Origin of the sequence: Streptomyces sp. PA03-5A, assembly GCF_033792725.1 — a bacterium.
Taxonomy (GTDB): domain Bacteria; phylum Actinomycetota; class Actinomycetes; order Streptomycetales; family Streptomycetaceae; genus Actinacidiphila.
In genome coordinates, this window is sequence record NZ_JARAVL010000008.1 from 199,830 (window position 1) to 212,888 (window position 13,059).

The window sequence follows — 13,059 nt, forward strand, 5'->3', positions numbered from 1 at the left end:
AGGAGAGTTCAGGCCACAGCGGCCCGAACTCCAGTGAGGAGAGTTCGGGCCACAGCGGCCTGAACCAGTTCGGGCCACAGCGGCCTGAACCAGTTCGGGCCACAGCGGCCCGTATGGGTTCGGGCCACAGCGGCCCGATTGGTTCGGGCCACAGCGGCCCGAATAACCCAGGGGTAACCCAGGGGGTTACCCAAGTAGTGGTTGATGTAGGTACTCAACCTCAGGTTGTTGGGGGCTCGGACGAGCAAACCGATCAGCCTTCGACGCCCCACGAGAACGACACGCCGTACGGCCGGTGCGAGGTCTGCCGGAAGGCGCTCATCCGCCCGGGAAGCCCCCGCTGCGTCGATCACCGTGAGACCCCGATGCCGGGCCAGCGCCGAGGCGCCCGAGGCCGTCAGCGAGTCATCCAGCCGCCCTTGATGGCGCCGGTGCCCACTGGGCCCGAGCAGCCCGTCACGGATGCGCCGCTGCCCCAGTGGCAGCCCGAAGACCCGACCGCCCCGCAGCACACCTGCGGCTGCGGCCGGACGTACCGAGCCCACCAGTCGGGCCGGTGCCAGGAATGCGAGCACGCCCAACCCTTGGAGGTGAGCGCCGGATGAGCGCTCTTGAGACCCTGCCGTTCGTCCACCACCCGTCCGGGATGCGCTGCAGTGCGATCCGGTGGGCCGACGACTCCCCGCCGACGCCGATGGGTTGCCGCTGGTGCGGGCTGCCGAGGCTCGGGCACGCCATCCAGACCGGCCGGTCGGCGAAGTCCCACGAGTGGACGGCGCCGACACCGGCGCAGATCCGGCTGCGCATGGAGACCCGGCGGAAGCTGAACCGGGCGCAGCAGACGAAGCGCGTGCCGGTGCTTGCCGAGAAGCCCACCGGGTGCGACGGGATGGCCCACAACGACATCGGGTCGGAGATGCACTGCGTGAACACGGACCCCGACCACCGGGAGGACCACGACGACGGCGACGGCAACACGTGGCCGGTCCAGCCTGAGGAGCGGGAGGGGGCGGCGCGACGGCGAACCCCCTGGGAGGCGTGGCCTCCGCGCTGGCCGTGATCGTGAAGCACGGCGACATGTCCGACACCGTGCGCCGGGAGCTGGGCGACCTCCTCGCGGACATCGAGGCCGCCGAGGCGCAAGCCGGCTCGGCCGCCGTGGTCGACAACTGCCGGTGCTTCGATACGCCCGGACACGACGCGGCCTGCCACAAGTCGAGGGTGCTGCACGACGGCGTCGCGTACAGCGCCGTGCACTGGCACCTGGACAGTGGGCAGGACTGGTGGATGCCGTACGGGATCGACGACGACGGGCAGCTGACGTTCCTCGCCGACGGCGACGGATGGGCCACGCCGAAGCCGCTGGGCGAGCTGATCGCCAGGTACGGGCCGATCACGGGCACCGAGTACGGGGTCGAGATCGACCGGGGCGACCTGCCGGAGACCCAGCCGTGAAGCGCCTGGTGCTTGCCGAGGACCTGGTCCGTTACCCGCCGTCCCGGGAGGACTTCGGGCATCGGCGCCGGCGGATCGACCACGGCATGTGCGGGGCCTGCGACGCCTGCGGTGATCGCGTCGAGCGCGACGTGTGCGCCCGGTGCATGCGCCTCGTCCCCGGCACCCCCGGCCCGTGGCCGCGCGACTACGTGGATTGGCCGTGCACGTCGGCGATCGTGCTCGGCCTCATCGACCCCAGGGAGTTCGAGTGACCGACCCCGATGACCTGCTGAGGGAGGCCGTGATCCGGGCGACCGCGCTCGGCTGGCGAACCCTGTCCGTCCGCCGCCTGCAGCGCCTCGCCGCCGGCGACCGGACCGCCCTCCCACCCGACCAGCGCCCCGCCCGGAGGCCCCGCCCGTGAGCCCCGCCAACGACCCCAAGGAGTACGCGTGATCACCGCACCCCGAACGCTGCTCACCCCGACCGGCGACCCGGCGCCCGTGGAGCGGGCCGCCGTCGACAGCATCCTCGACGGGCACGAGCCCGAGACGTTCCTGTGGGTCGTCTTCACCAAGCCGGACGGCGGCGCCCGCGTCTGGCACGCGTGGACCGACGGCGGCACCGCCCTGGGCGACCGCATCGACGGCCTCGCCACGGCGGCCGGTCTCGACGCCGCCGACTGGCTCCACATCGGCGACCGCCACTGCCTGCAGTCCACCCGGGGCCGTATCGAGATCCAGGCGTACCCGCTGCGCCCGGTCCTTGCCGACGTCCAGGCCGGAGTCCGAGGCCCCGACGACCGCCGCAACAGGCTCCGCGAGTTCGTCGACCTCGCCGCCGAGATGAACGGCAGCACGAAGCGCCCCGGCGAACCACCGTGGCTCGGCTACGGCCCCGCCATCGTCAACCGAGTGAGCGGGGCGGGGGGCCGCACATGAGCCGCACCGGCGGGTTCCTCGTCCTGTTCAACTCCCTGGCGTGTCTCGTCCTCGTCGGGCTCAGCGTGATGTGCGCGGAGCACGACGCCCCGCTGTTCGCCATCGTGTTCGCCGCCGCGTCGCTGCTGCCCGTGATGGCCATCCGCTGCGTGTTCGACGAAGAGGCCGCCGAGATCGAGCGACGCGCCCAGGTGCGGCCCGCGCCGCTGGACCTCGGGCTGGCGTACGACCCGATCCCGCCCGGTCCCGCCCGAGCGGCCGCGATCACCGCGCGCACTGAGTGCAACGCCTGGTGGTCGTCCATGGGCGAGGAGCACGACGCCGATTGCCCCCAGGCCCCTCGGTGGGCCGACTTCCGATGACCACGAAACGAGCCCCCCGCCCCGTCCTAACCGGGGCGGCGGGCCCGCACCCCGCAACCTACCTGGAGCACAGCGCCATGACCGACCCGTACGACCGCATCGAGTGCGACACCGACCGCGGTGAGAGCCCGTTCGGCTGGAGCGACGACACCGACCACCCGGCGCCGGACGCCCGCACCGTCGCCCAGATCCACGCCACCGCCGACCAGCTCGACGAGGAGGCCGGATCCGGCGCCTCGCACCCGCTCGCCGACAGGTTGCGTGGCCTGCTGCGCCCCCGCCGGGACGGCGAGCGGTGACCGGCGTGCGCCAGCTGGCCGTCGTCGCGCTCGCCGCCGGGGCGGCCTACCTCGCCGCCCGCCGGCGAGCACGGCCCCGCTGGGCGCCCGACTGGGCCGCCCCGCCCCGCGCCTGACGCTCCTGAACCGCCCGGCCGGACGACTCCCCGGCCGGGCCCTCAACCGGAAAGGCTTACCCATGCCTGAGCACGCCGCCGGACCCCGCTGCGGCAACGACCCCGCCGCCCGCCTCGCGCCCGGAGACCGAGAGGCCGTCGAGGACTTCCGGACCTACCTCGCCCACCGCACGGAATCCCAACGAATGACCCCGGCCTGCCTGGAAGTCGAGACCGTCGTCGAGGTCGCCGAGCGGCACCGCGAGGTCGGCGGCAGGCAGGTCCTCGTCGGCCGGTTCTGGGGGCCGCCCGGCACCATCGGCGCCCAGGGGATCGCCGTCGGCACCGGCTTCCAGGCCCTCGCCGACGACTTCCCGCCCGGTACCCGGATGGTCGTCACCGCCCGCATCGAACTCCCCGAGCAGTCCGAGGCGGCCCCGTGAAGCGCGCGTGGCACGCCTCGTGGCGCTCCCTCGTCGTCCTCGCCGGTATCGGCCTCGTCTTCGCCCTCGCAGCCCTCCTGGACGGATCATGACTACCCCCACGCAAGCCCTGGCCTTCAAGCAGCTCTGCGACAGCGGCATCCTGTGGCTGATCAACCGCGCCGTGTTCCACCCCCACGGCCTGGCCCTCTCACTTCACGCCGACGGGCGCGGCGTCGCCTACGGCTGGTCGATCGTGGCCGCGCCCGTCGGCGTCCCCTGGCAGTACGACCCCGAAGACGACGTGCGTTGGTACCGGGCGGCCAAAGCCACGCTGGACGCCGCGCAGGACGTCCGGACAGGCGCGTCCGGACCGTCCGGCGTTGCTGTCCTGGTGTCCCCGGACGGTGTCCGGACACCCCTCGCCCGCAACGACCTCGCACCCGTCGCACCGGCCCCGGCCAGCACGGACACCGCGTCCGGACGCGCGGACACCGTGTCCCCGGACACCGGCCGGACAGTGTCCGGACAGGGGGAGCGCCGCGCCGATGTACGGGCCGCGATCGATGCCGCGTTCGAGATTGCCGACACCCCCGCCGACGACGCGTGCGACCACCAGTGCCGGTGCGGGCACGACCACTGGGACCACAGCTCGCGCGGCTGGTGCAAGCAGTGCGACGACTGCCAGTCCTCCACCGGGCACTACCCCAGCGAGTGCTGGCACCAGGTGGACGAGTCGCCCGACCCGGCCCCGGAAGTCGTCCACCCCGACGGAGCCCCGCAGGTCACGGCGGTGCCCGAGCTGGACCGCGTCGACGTGGAGGACCTCGTCGGCTGGCTCGGCACCGTCCTGCCCGCCGACGTCCAGCACCTGGCCATCAGCGCGTGGGGCAAGGCGTGGGACCGCGCCGAAACGGCCCGCGCCGGCCTCGGCGCCGTCCGCCAAGTCCTCGCCGCCGACGGCCACCCGGCCGATGAGGACGCCGACCTGGGCCGTGCGGTCGCCGATCGTATCGCCCACCACCGAGGGCGCGCTGCCACCTTCGCCGCCACCCTCGACGAGGTCCTGGCCCACTTCACCAACGACACGCACCCCGGCCAGAAATGCAAGCAGACCGGCCACGTCCCTCTCGCCAGGATCAACCAGTGGCGGGCCGTCCTCACCAACAGTGGGGACGTAGCCGATGTCGCTTCCTGACCGGTCGGCAGTCATACGACAGCGGCCCCCACCCGGCACGGTGGGGGCGCCGCCGGTCAGCCGGGGCTGCCGAGCGCCGCGGCGAGCCCGGCTACGGGGCCTGAGCTGGCTGTTGCTGACCGCTAGCCGCAGCCGGAGCTCCCGGGGCCGCCGGCGAGGCCACCATGGCCTGAACCAGCGCCATCAGGACTTCCCGTCGCTGCTCATCAGCCAAGCCAGCATCAACAATCAGACGCTCCGCGGCCAGATACCTGGAGAACTCCAAGGGCTGATCGAAGTACGACCGCAGGTGCGTGGCCGCGGACTCCTGCGACTTGACGAAGGTCTTACTCACGTACCCAGCCAAAGCTGCGGCGACGGCTCCCAAACCGCCTGCCACGATGCTTCCAGTCGCGTTGCTCGCTTTCAGGGCCACAGCGATGAAGCCGACGAGGAGTGCGAAGCCGAGTCCCATGGAAATCTGAGCGTTCCGGAAGGATTTCTTGGCCTGGTCCTGAGCAATAACGTGATACAGCTCCAGCCGGGCATGCGTAAGCTCCCATTGCTCGGCAAGCGCAATTCTGCGTCCTTCCACGGGTGGCACTGCCGAGTCACCGTCCGGACGGGGAACCGGAACGTCAGTGGCCGTTCCGTTGCCAGGTCGGCCATACCAAACGTGAAGGTCTCCGTGGAGGTCTCCGCCGATAACGGGGGTAGCATCTCTTCGTACGGCATTTTCGAAAGATCGCTCAGCTTCGCGGACGCGGTCGCGACTTTCGCGGATAAGTGACCTGTTAGTCCTGTAGCCCCGCTCCAGCACGTAGAGTGCGGGCGCGATGAGCGCTAAAACGATCGCCGTGAAAGTTTGGCGAGTGGACGTATCGTCCGACCTGAGGGCAGCGATCGCGAATCCCAGCGCTGAACCGAAAAGCACGCATGCCGTGATGACGGCCACGCGCCGGACGCTGAGCAGATTGTTGAGCGGACGGCGTCTCTCGGCCCCATCGCGGGAGTTCGGTACCTCGGGTGTCTCGCTACTCGGCATGCGTATCAGCATGGCGACGCCCCTCTGCGGCGTCCACCGGTTCCGAATCACTGAGCACACGAGACGGCTCCCATCCGGCACAGGTGGGTGCCGCCGCGTGGCGCCGGTCAGCCGGCGGTCGGCGTCCGCTCGACCGAGGCGACCCGCACCGACTTGATGTCGGAGATCTTGCCGTTGCCGATCTCCGCGTCCAGCGGTGCCGAGTCCCCGGTGTTGACCTTGCCGACGCCGAGCTTGTCCGCCGTCACGCCGGTCGACCCGAGCACGTCACCGTCCTTGTCCAGGAACTCCATGGACACGAAGTAGTCCGCGGTCTCCTTGCCCAGGTTGGTGATCGTGTAGTGGACCACGTAGGCGTTGTCGCCCCAGGTCTGGTGATTCTCGAACCCGGACTTCACGACCTTCACGTGGCTCACGGCGCCCGAGGCCTCCGCCTTCGCCGACGCGGCAGCCGAAGCCTTCGCTGCCGCGGTGGAGTCGTTCGTCGCCGACGTCGATCCGCTTCCGGAGGAGCAGGCGGTGAGGGCCGCCGCAGCGGCCAGGGCCACGGTGGCGAGGGCAAGCCGGGTACGCATCTGGTGGTGCCTTTCTGGTGGTTCTGGGAGCGCAGAACCTAACGGCGCCAGCCCGGCAGACGCGGAGGAATCGCCCCGGACCGCACGAAGGAGGCAGCGCTCGATCGCATGCCCGCAGAGCGCGCAGCAGGCGCGCGGTCAGCGGCTCCCGGCTTCCCGGATGCTGGCCTCCAGCGCCGCCATCAGGTCCACGGCCGGCACCGGCTCCTCCGGCTCCTCCAGCCCCGCCCCCGTCATCTTCGCGACCACCAGCTGCTCCAGCGCCGCCGCGTACTCGTCGTGCAGCTCGGCGATCTCCACCCCGGCAAGCTGATCCATCAGCAGCTCGGCAAGCTCCAGCTCCCGCTCCGTCACCGGGGCCGCCGACGACAGGTCGTCAGGCTGCCGGATCTCTTCCGGCCACAGCAGCGTGTGGAGCACGAGCATCCCGTGCCGGGGCCGCAGCACCGCCAGCCGCTCCCGGGTGCGCAAGGTGACCTTTGCAACCGCCACCGTCCCGTGCCTGGCCAGGGCCTCCACCAGGAGCGCGTACGGCCGCTGACCCTGCTCGCCGGCGGCGCCGACCCAGTACGGCTTGGAGTAGAGGACCGGGTCGACATCGCGCTCGTCGACGAAGCCGAGGACGTCCACGGTGCGCTTCGTCGGGAGGGGGAGAGCGGCAAGGTCCTCATCGAGGAGCACGACGGTGCGGCCGTCCGGCCGCTCCCACCCTCGGGCGATCTCCGACTGCGGAACCTCGACGTCCTCGCTCTCACAGACCCTCCGATGCCTGATCCTGGAGCCATCGCGCACATGAACCTGATGGAACCCGGTGCCGTGCTCGTCGGTCGCCGAGTACAGGTGCACAGGCAGACTGACCAGGCCGAAGCTGACGTAGCCGGTCCAGATCGCGCGCATACCGACAGCGTGGGATGCGGGGCAGTTCGGTGCACGGTGGACTAGCCCGCCCGGCGCTGGCCCTGCCTCGCCCACGTTGCGGTGGCGCCACTATCCTCGCGGCACAGGTCCGCGACCAGGGGGAACCATGGGGATTGCCGTGCTTGCGATCATGGTCATTGGGGGCGCATTGCTGGCGACCGCCTACCGGGACGCGGTCCGGCGCTTCCTGAGTGTCGTGAGCCCCAGCCACGTTCTCACGCGGGGCTTCGCCCGGGTCTTCGGAGCAGGGTGCGCCCTCTCCGGCGTTGTGTGGATCGGAATCCTGCTCACCGGTCACTGATCCGGCGTCGCGTCAGCCGCGGAGCTCCGCCTCGGGGCGGCACTCCTCACACGGCGAGACGACGTCCACCTCCAGCGCCACCAGCGCCTCCTGCCGGGTGAGCGTCCCGCCAGTGGCCTTCCGGCAGCCGGCCCGGTGCAGGACGCCCCGGCCTCCGCCGTCGCCCACCGGCACGTGCGCGAGCTTCCACCCCACGGCCGCCGGCTCCTGCCCGGCCGGCTCTGTCGACGGCCGGCCCGGCACGCGGATCGCCTCCGGGGACCACCAGTAGCGCCGCCAGTAGTGCACCGGCCACCCGTCGGCCTCGAGGAAGCACACCCGCATGAGGAGCGTGACCCGCCCGTCGGAGTGCTTGAACTTCACGAAGACGGTCGCCTGGTGCCACTGGCCGCCGACCCGCACCTCCACCCGCGGCCGCCGGTCCGACGGGTACGCCTCGACGTCCGCCCCGGGCACGCCCGTCGGCAGATCCCCGTGGTGGACGCGCACCACGTCGCCGTCGAGGAGCTGCTCCTCGACCGGGCTCACCGCGCGGGACTCCATGCGCATCCCGGCCTCGTCCCAGTAGAACCAGGCGCGGCGGCGGCCGTCGGGCAGGGCCGGCCAGAGGATCAGGTGGAGTGCGACCCGCCCGTCCGGGTACTCGCGGCGCTCGCTTGCGATAGCCCGGTGCGGATGCCCGGCGATCTGCAGGCGGACCCTGGGCCGGTTGTGTTCCGGGTACGCCTCGGTGACAGCGACCGGCTCGGCGCCGTCCCCGGGTCGCCGGGGCGGCACCTCCACCGCATCACGCCAATCGCTCACGTGTTCGACTGTAGGGCGGGGGAGAGGGCGCAACCAACCCCGGACGGCAGCGCTCACTCATTCGAGTGGCCATGGACCCCGGCGCAACCGGCCCACGCCGGCCGCACGTGCACAGGCCATGAGCCCAGTCGAAAACGACCTCTTCCCGCCCCCCGACCGCGACGCCTTCGACATCGTCCTCACCGGCCCCGTCGACCAGGTCGCACGCGTCCGCGCCTGGATCGAGGCCCGCGCCGCCGGCGACGGGAGCAGCATGCTCACCGACCAGCCCGACGGCCTCGCCCGCTGCCGCATGCGCATCGTCGCGCCGCCGGAGATGGACGCGACCTGAGGAACACCAACACGAGGGTTTCGGCGATTCGCGGGCGGTAATACGACCTCGCAGAGCCGCAGTGCACCTGCCCTACAGCGGCTCCCGAAGGGCCTCCGCCCCTCGGCACCCTTGTAGATCGGGGCTCCCTCCCCTCCGGGCCCCGATCGGCGAGGAGGACATGATGGACGAGACAACCCGCATGCACCGCCCGGGCGAGAAGGTCCCGGTCAGCGGCATCTACGAGTGCACGTGCGGCGAAGGGCACCGCTTCACCATCACGAGCACCAACGTGCAGGGCCACACCTTCCCGCCAGTTCCGGAACACTGCTCCGGCATCGGCTGGAACCTCATGATCCCCGCCCGCGTGGAGCACAGCCCATAGCCCCCCAGCAGCCCGCCCGGTTACGTGGTGAGTGCCGGGCGGGCCCACGGCGCGGCCCCGCCGGCGCGTCCTTCCCAGTCCTCGGCGGGGCCGCCCCACGCTCGCCCGGCGACCTACTCAGCCGGCACCGCAGGCCCGCGCCCCGCCAGCCGGACACCCGGCCCCCACAGCTCCATCTGCTTCTGCAGGCACGAGTCGCACAACGGATTGCCACCCACGCCGTAACGGACACAGGGCTCGAAGCACTTCCGGCAGGAACCGTTCGCGATCCTCGGGGGCAGGGGTGTCGGAGTGGCCATGCCGCGCACCCTAACCCCGGGCACTGACAGCCGACCGGATCGTCACTCTCGGCATTCGACTGAACGCTCCCTGCTACCCTCGACCTAGATCCACCAGGCAGGCCCGGCACCCCACCCCGCCGGACCACCACGGCCCTACGGTCAGGCCGTGAGCTCATCACAGCGGCCCCCGCCAGTCACCCGGCGGGGGCCGCTCCCCGTTCGGACCAGCGCAAACACCACGAAAGCCGCAATCCTGTACGATCCCGCGCACGGTTGAGGGCAACCCCGGGGCCGGGCGGCAAAGGCCACTGCCGCCCGGCCGCCCTCATTCGGTCGTGGGCTCCTCGGTGCTCTTCTTGCGCGGGCGGTCCCGGCCGGAGCCGGAATAGCCGCGCTCGATGTCCTGGACCGTCGCGAGCGATACGCCGAGCTGGGTGGCGATGCTGCGGTACGGGACATGTTCGGCGCGCTGGTCAAGAACGTACTGACGTCGGAGGGCCTTGAGCTCCCGGGTGGTCTCGGGCTGCGCGCGGAGGACTTCACTGATCGCCCGCGCCCGGGCGGCAGGGTCCTCCATCCGCTTGAGGGCTTCCAGCGCCTCCTGCACCCGCCGCGCCTCCTCGCCATCCGTCAATCGATCGGCCATCCCGCTCCTTTTGTCGGGTTGCCGCTTGATCAGCGTATGGGACTCCCGTACGCTCAAACAAGGCAACCCACGTTGCTCAGCACAAAGCCCCAGCCCGCGTGGTTGCACACGGGGGCCGGGGCTGCTGAAAACGACGCCGCCCGGTGGTTGCACACCGGGCGGCGCCTCAACCCCGGTTCGTGGTTGCACACGGGCCGGGACGCCAGACACCTGCTGACACAGGAGCTGACACAGTGCACCTTACTGATCTGACCTTCCCTGGCCCCCAGTGCGGGGCCGGTGAACTGCCGTTCGTCGTCGGCCAGTGGGACGACGCGAACGAGCGCGTGATCCCGCGCTTCCCGCGTCCGCGCCGGTCGCCCGAGTCGGCGGGGGTGACGGTCTGATGGCGCGACCGACCTCCCAGGAGCGGGTTGCCGCCCTGCATGCCCAGGCGCGTGCCGACTACGGCACGCCGGACGAGCGGGCCGCCCGCCGCACCGAGTACGACGAGGGCATTGCCCGCGCGCAGAGCCGTGCCGACGTGAACGAGGCCGTGGCCGTCGCCTTGGCGGGAGGTGGCCGGTCGTGACCTGGCGCCTGCCCGATCCGGGCGAGAAGCCCAGCAAGAGCTCGAAGAAGAACCGCGAGGGCCACCGCAACGGCGGCGCCGACCGGGCCGCGCGGGAGGGCCAGGCCTGGGAGGACAACGACCGCGCCCACGAGCGCGTCGGCCGCTGGCGACGCCGCCGAGGCTGACCTACCCCCCGTCCCGTGGGCCGGGCCCGACTTTCCTGCGGGCCCGGCCCGCTTGCCGTTACCCGACGTCCGAAAGGGACACCCCGTGACCGACACCGCGCCTTCGGTCGCCCGCCGCTCGGCCCGCTCCTTGGCGGCCGAGCGAGCTTTCCGCGATCGCCTCGCCGAGCTGGGCGCCACGCTGCTTGAGCCTCAGTGGCTCGGCAACAAGGCGCCCCACCGGGTGCTTTGTGCTGGCGGGCATGAATGCCTGCCTCGGCCTGGCAATGCGATGCGGGTTGGCATCTGCCGGATCTGCGCCGGGGGCGACAGCAAGTCGGCGGAGGCGCGGTTTCATGCGTGGCTCACGGAGCTTGGGGCAACGCTGCTCGAACCGCAGTGGCTCGGCACCCACGCTCCGCACCGCGCGCTGTGCCCAGCCAGACACGAGTGCACCTACACCCCCGCCGGCGCGAAGCGCGGCCGAGGGTGCCAGAAGTGCGCCCGTATCCGTATGAACGATGCGAAGAAGGCACGCGCCGAGAGCGCGTTCCGCCAGCGGCTCGCAGAACTCGGGGCAACCCTTCTGGAGCCGGAGTGGCTTGGTTCGCTTGAAATGCACAGGATTCGCTGCCAGTACGGGCATGAGTCGACTCCCCGTCCCGCTGACGTCCAGCAAGGGCATGGCATCTGTCGGGCGTGCGTAGGACTAGATCCAGCAACCGCTGAGGCGAAGTTCCGCGCCCGCCTGGCCGAGCTGGGCGCCACCTTGCTTGAGCCCGAGTGGCTGGGTAATCACGCTCCCCACCGGGTGCTCTGCACGGCTGGGCATGAGTGCGCGCCACGACCCAGCAACGTGGCGCGGTGGGGTGTGTGCCTCCGCTGCCGCGGCTGGGACTCGAACGCCTTCTACGTCGTGTCCAACAGTGACGGTGCTCTCAAATTCGGCATCACAACGGGAGACGGGCGCTCACGCCTGTCACGTCACGCTGGCGCAGGCTACGAGACAGTCCACCGCCTGCTGACCGGCCTGCCGGACGGGATCGCCCCCCGCCTGGAACGTGACGTCCTGGCAACACTGCGCCTCGCCGGCGAACGCCCCTTGCACGGACGGGAGTACTTCCCAGACCGCGTGCGTGCCCTCGTCCTGGACGTCGTCGACAACTACCCGATTGGCACCTCCGGCACCGCAAGGAAGGTCTCTGCATGAGCACTGAGCGCCCCACCGAGGACACGACGCCAGTCCAGCCGCGCATCCCTGGCGTTCGCTACCGAAAGGCCGAGCGGTACCGCCTTGAAACCACGGTGATCGATGGCGTGCCCGAGACCCGCAAGGTGCTGTACACCACGTGGGAGCCGGTGCCACCGCGCGACTGGGACGACATCATCGTGCGAGGCGTAACCGCCGTCGCGGTCGGCGTGACGGTGCTGGCCCTCGCGGGCACGACGGCCGCCATCGGCGGCCTGCTGCACCGGGTTGTGCCCGTCGCCATCAGTTATGGCACCGCTCTCGTCTTTGATCTGAGTTGGCTTGCCAGCATCGCCATCGAGCACGTCGAGCGGCTCTACCCGCCGCGCGCCCGCGCCGCCCGCAATACCGGGTGGGTCGCCCTGCTGATTTCGATGGGCTCGATCGTCGCGTTCGGCGGCGTCATGGAGCAGTGGGCCGCGGGCTGTGTGGCGGCCGCCGTTCCGCTGCTGTCGAAGGGCCTGTGGTGGCTGGTGCTCCGCACGTACGCGGTGCCGCTCAGCGATGGCGTGGCGTTCTGGATGCACCGCCGCCGGGAGAAGGCCGTTGCGACCCTCGCCGTGGCTGGGCAGCTCCGCCGCATCGACCGGCACCGCCGGTATGCGGAGGCGGTGTACGGGCCGCAGGCGTCGACGGCTGCCGAGATCCTCAGCGCGCCCGCGCAGGCGTTGCCGGTCGTCGAGGTGCCCGGACACGTCGCGGACACGTCCGGACGCCCGGACCCGGACCCGTCCGGACAGCCCGCGCCCACGGCACCGGAGCCTGCGCGGACAGTGTCCGGACACGACGAGGACACCGGGCCGGACACGGCCGAGGAGCCGCCCGCGCCGGTGCCGCCTGTCGCGCCGGTCGGCGGGTCCATCGCGGCCACCATCCGGGCCGAACTCGCCAAGGACAAGAGCATCAGCGACGAGGACCTGATCGAGCGCGTGCGGGCCGTCCACCCTGACCGGGACGACAGCAAGCTCGCCGGCACCGTGGTCCGGACCCGGCACCGGCAGGAGAACCCGCCCAAGAAGAGCAGGCGGGGCGCTTGATGAGCCTCGTCGCGGTCCTCGTCCTCGCCGCCGCGGTGGTGTGGGTATACCGGCGCTC

Annotated in this window: 21 protein-coding genes; 16 read left to right on the top strand and 5 right to left on the bottom strand. The window is 71.3% G+C overall.

Going from position 1 to position 13,059, the window contains the following annotated elements:
• Positions 1 to 601: 601 nt before the first annotated feature.
• The 9 genes from PV410_RS12435 to PV410_RS12475 all read left to right on the top strand — a co-directional run bounded on the left by PV410_RS12435 (position 602) and on the right by PV410_RS12475 (position 4,754).
• A complete protein-coding gene (locus tag PV410_RS12435; protein WP_500324145.1) occupies positions 602 to 1,060 on the top strand; it encodes a hypothetical protein in 459 nt (152 codons plus the stop codon).
• Entirely contained in the window at positions 1,039 to 1,455 is a 417-nt protein-coding gene (locus PV410_RS12440; protein WP_500324146.1) for a hypothetical protein, read from the top strand. The genes PV410_RS12435 and PV410_RS12440 overlap by 22 nt, the downstream gene beginning before the upstream one ends.
• On the top strand, positions 1,452 to 1,709 hold the full coding sequence (locus PV410_RS12445; protein ID WP_500324147.1) for a hypothetical protein: 258 nt from the start codon (positions 1,452 to 1,454) through the stop codon (positions 1,707 to 1,709). Before PV410_RS12440 ends, PV410_RS12445 begins: the two co-directional genes overlap by 4 nt.
• Positions 1,706 to 1,861 (top strand): hypothetical protein, encoded by a 156-nt coding sequence (locus PV410_RS12450; protein WP_500324148.1) that lies wholly within the window; start codon positions 1,706 to 1,708, stop codon positions 1,859 to 1,861. The genes PV410_RS12445 and PV410_RS12450 overlap by 4 nt, the downstream gene beginning before the upstream one ends.
• Positions 1,862 to 1,889: 28 nt before the next feature.
• Positions 1,890 to 2,378, top strand: a complete 489-nt coding sequence (locus PV410_RS12455) for a hypothetical protein (protein ID WP_500324149.1) — start codon at positions 1,890 to 1,892, stop codon at positions 2,376 to 2,378.
• On the top strand, positions 2,375 to 2,740 hold the full coding sequence (locus PV410_RS12460) for a hypothetical protein (RefSeq protein WP_500324150.1): 366 nt from the start codon (positions 2,375 to 2,377) through the stop codon (positions 2,738 to 2,740). Before PV410_RS12455 ends, PV410_RS12460 begins: the two co-directional genes overlap by 4 nt.
• 77 nt (positions 2,741 to 2,817) lie before the next feature.
• The gene (locus PV410_RS12465; protein ID WP_500324151.1) at positions 2,818 to 3,039 is read left to right on the top strand and encodes a hypothetical protein; all 222 of its coding nucleotides are present in this window, start codon (positions 2,818 to 2,820) and stop codon (positions 3,037 to 3,039) included.
• Positions 3,040 to 3,217: 178 nt separating this feature from the next.
• Positions 3,218 to 3,577: a hypothetical protein gene (locus PV410_RS12470; RefSeq protein WP_500324152.1), complete on the top strand. Its 360-nt coding sequence runs from the start codon at positions 3,218 to 3,220 to the stop codon at positions 3,575 to 3,577.
• 88 nt (positions 3,578 to 3,665) lie between these two features.
• Positions 3,666 to 4,754 carry a hypothetical protein gene (locus PV410_RS12475; RefSeq protein WP_500324153.1) on the top strand — a complete coding sequence of 363 codons (1,089 nt, stop codon included), beginning with the start codon at positions 3,666 to 3,668 and terminating at the stop codon, positions 4,752 to 4,754.
• A gap of 91 nt (positions 4,755 to 4,845) precedes the next feature.
• Here the strand turns inward: PV410_RS12475 and PV410_RS12480 are convergent, their stop codons facing one another.
• From PV410_RS12480 to PV410_RS12495, 4 genes are all read right to left on the bottom strand, one after another.
• Positions 4,846 to 5,328: a TRADD-N-associated membrane domain-containing protein gene (locus PV410_RS12480; RefSeq protein WP_500324154.1), complete on the bottom strand. Its 483-nt coding sequence runs from the start codon at positions 5,326 to 5,328 to the stop codon at positions 4,846 to 4,848.
• A 557-nt stretch (positions 5,329 to 5,885) separates the two neighbouring features.
• Positions 5,886 to 6,353 (bottom strand): hypothetical protein, encoded by a 468-nt coding sequence (locus tag PV410_RS12485; RefSeq protein ID WP_500324155.1) that lies wholly within the window; start codon positions 6,351 to 6,353, stop codon positions 5,886 to 5,888.
• Between the two features lie 138 nt (positions 6,354 to 6,491).
• Positions 6,492 to 7,250 carry a non-homologous end joining protein Ku gene (gene ku, locus PV410_RS12490; RefSeq protein ID WP_500324156.1) on the bottom strand — a complete coding sequence of 253 codons (759 nt, stop codon included), beginning with the start codon at positions 7,248 to 7,250 and terminating at the stop codon, positions 6,492 to 6,494.
• A gap of 334 nt (positions 7,251 to 7,584) precedes the next feature.
• Positions 7,585 to 8,376 (bottom strand): DUF6233 domain-containing protein, encoded by a 792-nt coding sequence (locus PV410_RS12495; RefSeq protein WP_500324157.1) that lies wholly within the window; start codon positions 8,374 to 8,376, stop codon positions 7,585 to 7,587.
• A gap of 118 nt (positions 8,377 to 8,494) precedes the next feature.
• Here PV410_RS12495 and PV410_RS12500 point away from each other — a divergent pair, with 118 nt between their 5' ends.
• Positions 8,495 to 8,707 carry a hypothetical protein gene (locus tag PV410_RS12500; RefSeq protein WP_500324158.1) on the top strand — a complete coding sequence of 71 codons (213 nt, stop codon included), beginning with the start codon at positions 8,495 to 8,497 and terminating at the stop codon, positions 8,705 to 8,707.
• Between the two features lie 163 nt (positions 8,708 to 8,870).
• Complete coding sequence (locus PV410_RS12505) at positions 8,871 to 9,071, top strand: hypothetical protein (RefSeq protein WP_500324159.1); 201 nt, start codon at positions 8,871 to 8,873, stop codon at positions 9,069 to 9,071.
• A 606-nt stretch (positions 9,072 to 9,677) separates the two neighbouring features.
• On the opposite strand, the gene PV410_RS12510 is transcribed toward PV410_RS12505, so the two are convergent.
• Entirely contained in the window at positions 9,678 to 9,998 is a 321-nt protein-coding gene (locus PV410_RS12510; protein ID WP_500324160.1) for a helix-turn-helix domain-containing protein, read from the bottom strand.
• 233 nt (positions 9,999 to 10,231) lie between these two features.
• Here PV410_RS12510 and PV410_RS12515 point away from each other — a divergent pair, with 233 nt between their 5' ends.
• The 5 genes from PV410_RS12515 to PV410_RS12535 all read left to right on the top strand — a co-directional run bounded on the left by PV410_RS12515 (position 10,232) and on the right by PV410_RS12535 (position 13,001).
• Positions 10,232 to 10,384 (top strand): hypothetical protein, encoded by a 153-nt coding sequence (locus PV410_RS12515; protein ID WP_500324161.1) that lies wholly within the window; start codon positions 10,232 to 10,234, stop codon positions 10,382 to 10,384.
• Positions 10,384 to 10,569, top strand: a complete 186-nt coding sequence (locus tag PV410_RS12520) for a hypothetical protein (protein ID WP_500324162.1) — start codon at positions 10,384 to 10,386, stop codon at positions 10,567 to 10,569. The genes PV410_RS12515 and PV410_RS12520 overlap by 1 nt, the downstream gene beginning before the upstream one ends.
• On the top strand, positions 10,566 to 10,736 hold the full coding sequence (locus PV410_RS12525) for a hypothetical protein (RefSeq protein ID WP_500324163.1): 171 nt from the start codon (positions 10,566 to 10,568) through the stop codon (positions 10,734 to 10,736). The genes PV410_RS12520 and PV410_RS12525 overlap by 4 nt, the downstream gene beginning before the upstream one ends.
• Positions 10,737 to 10,821: 85 nt before the next feature.
• The gene (locus PV410_RS12530) at positions 10,822 to 11,925 is read left to right on the top strand and encodes a hypothetical protein (protein ID WP_500324164.1); all 1,104 of its coding nucleotides are present in this window, start codon (positions 10,822 to 10,824) and stop codon (positions 11,923 to 11,925) included.
• Complete coding sequence (locus PV410_RS12535) at positions 11,922 to 13,001, top strand: hypothetical protein (RefSeq protein WP_500324165.1); 1,080 nt, start codon at positions 11,922 to 11,924, stop codon at positions 12,999 to 13,001. Before PV410_RS12530 ends, PV410_RS12535 begins: the two co-directional genes overlap by 4 nt.
• Positions 13,002 to 13,059: the final 58 nt, after the last annotated feature.

Coding starts and splice junctions, on each gene's coding strand:
- ku (WP_500324156.1), bottom strand. CDS start 7,250: ATGCGCGCGATCTGGACCGGCTACGTCAGCTTCGGCCTGGTCAGTCTG.
- PV410_RS12435 (WP_500324145.1), top strand. CDS start 602: ATGAGCGCTCTTGAGACCCTGCCGTTCGTCCACCACCCGTCCGGGATG.
- PV410_RS12510 (WP_500324160.1), bottom strand. CDS start 9,998: ATGGCCGATCGATTGACGGATGGCGAGGAGGCGCGGCGGGTGCAGGAG.
- PV410_RS12520 (WP_500324162.1), top strand. CDS start 10,384: ATGGCGCGACCGACCTCCCAGGAGCGGGTTGCCGCCCTGCATGCCCAG.
- PV410_RS12535 (WP_500324165.1), top strand. CDS start 11,922: ATGAGCACTGAGCGCCCCACCGAGGACACGACGCCAGTCCAGCCGCGC.
- PV410_RS12475 (WP_500324153.1), top strand. CDS start 3,666: ATGACTACCCCCACGCAAGCCCTGGCCTTCAAGCAGCTCTGCGACAGC.
- PV410_RS12470 (WP_500324152.1), top strand. CDS start 3,218: ATGCCTGAGCACGCCGCCGGACCCCGCTGCGGCAACGACCCCGCCGCC.
- PV410_RS12460 (WP_500324150.1), top strand. CDS start 2,375: ATGAGCCGCACCGGCGGGTTCCTCGTCCTGTTCAACTCCCTGGCGTGT.
- PV410_RS12505 (WP_500324159.1), top strand. CDS start 8,871: ATGGACGAGACAACCCGCATGCACCGCCCGGGCGAGAAGGTCCCGGTC.
- PV410_RS12500 (WP_500324158.1), top strand. CDS start 8,495: ATGAGCCCAGTCGAAAACGACCTCTTCCCGCCCCCCGACCGCGACGCC.
- PV410_RS12485 (WP_500324155.1), bottom strand. CDS start 6,353: ATGCGTACCCGGCTTGCCCTCGCCACCGTGGCCCTGGCCGCTGCGGCG.
- PV410_RS12465 (WP_500324151.1), top strand. CDS start 2,818: ATGACCGACCCGTACGACCGCATCGAGTGCGACACCGACCGCGGTGAG.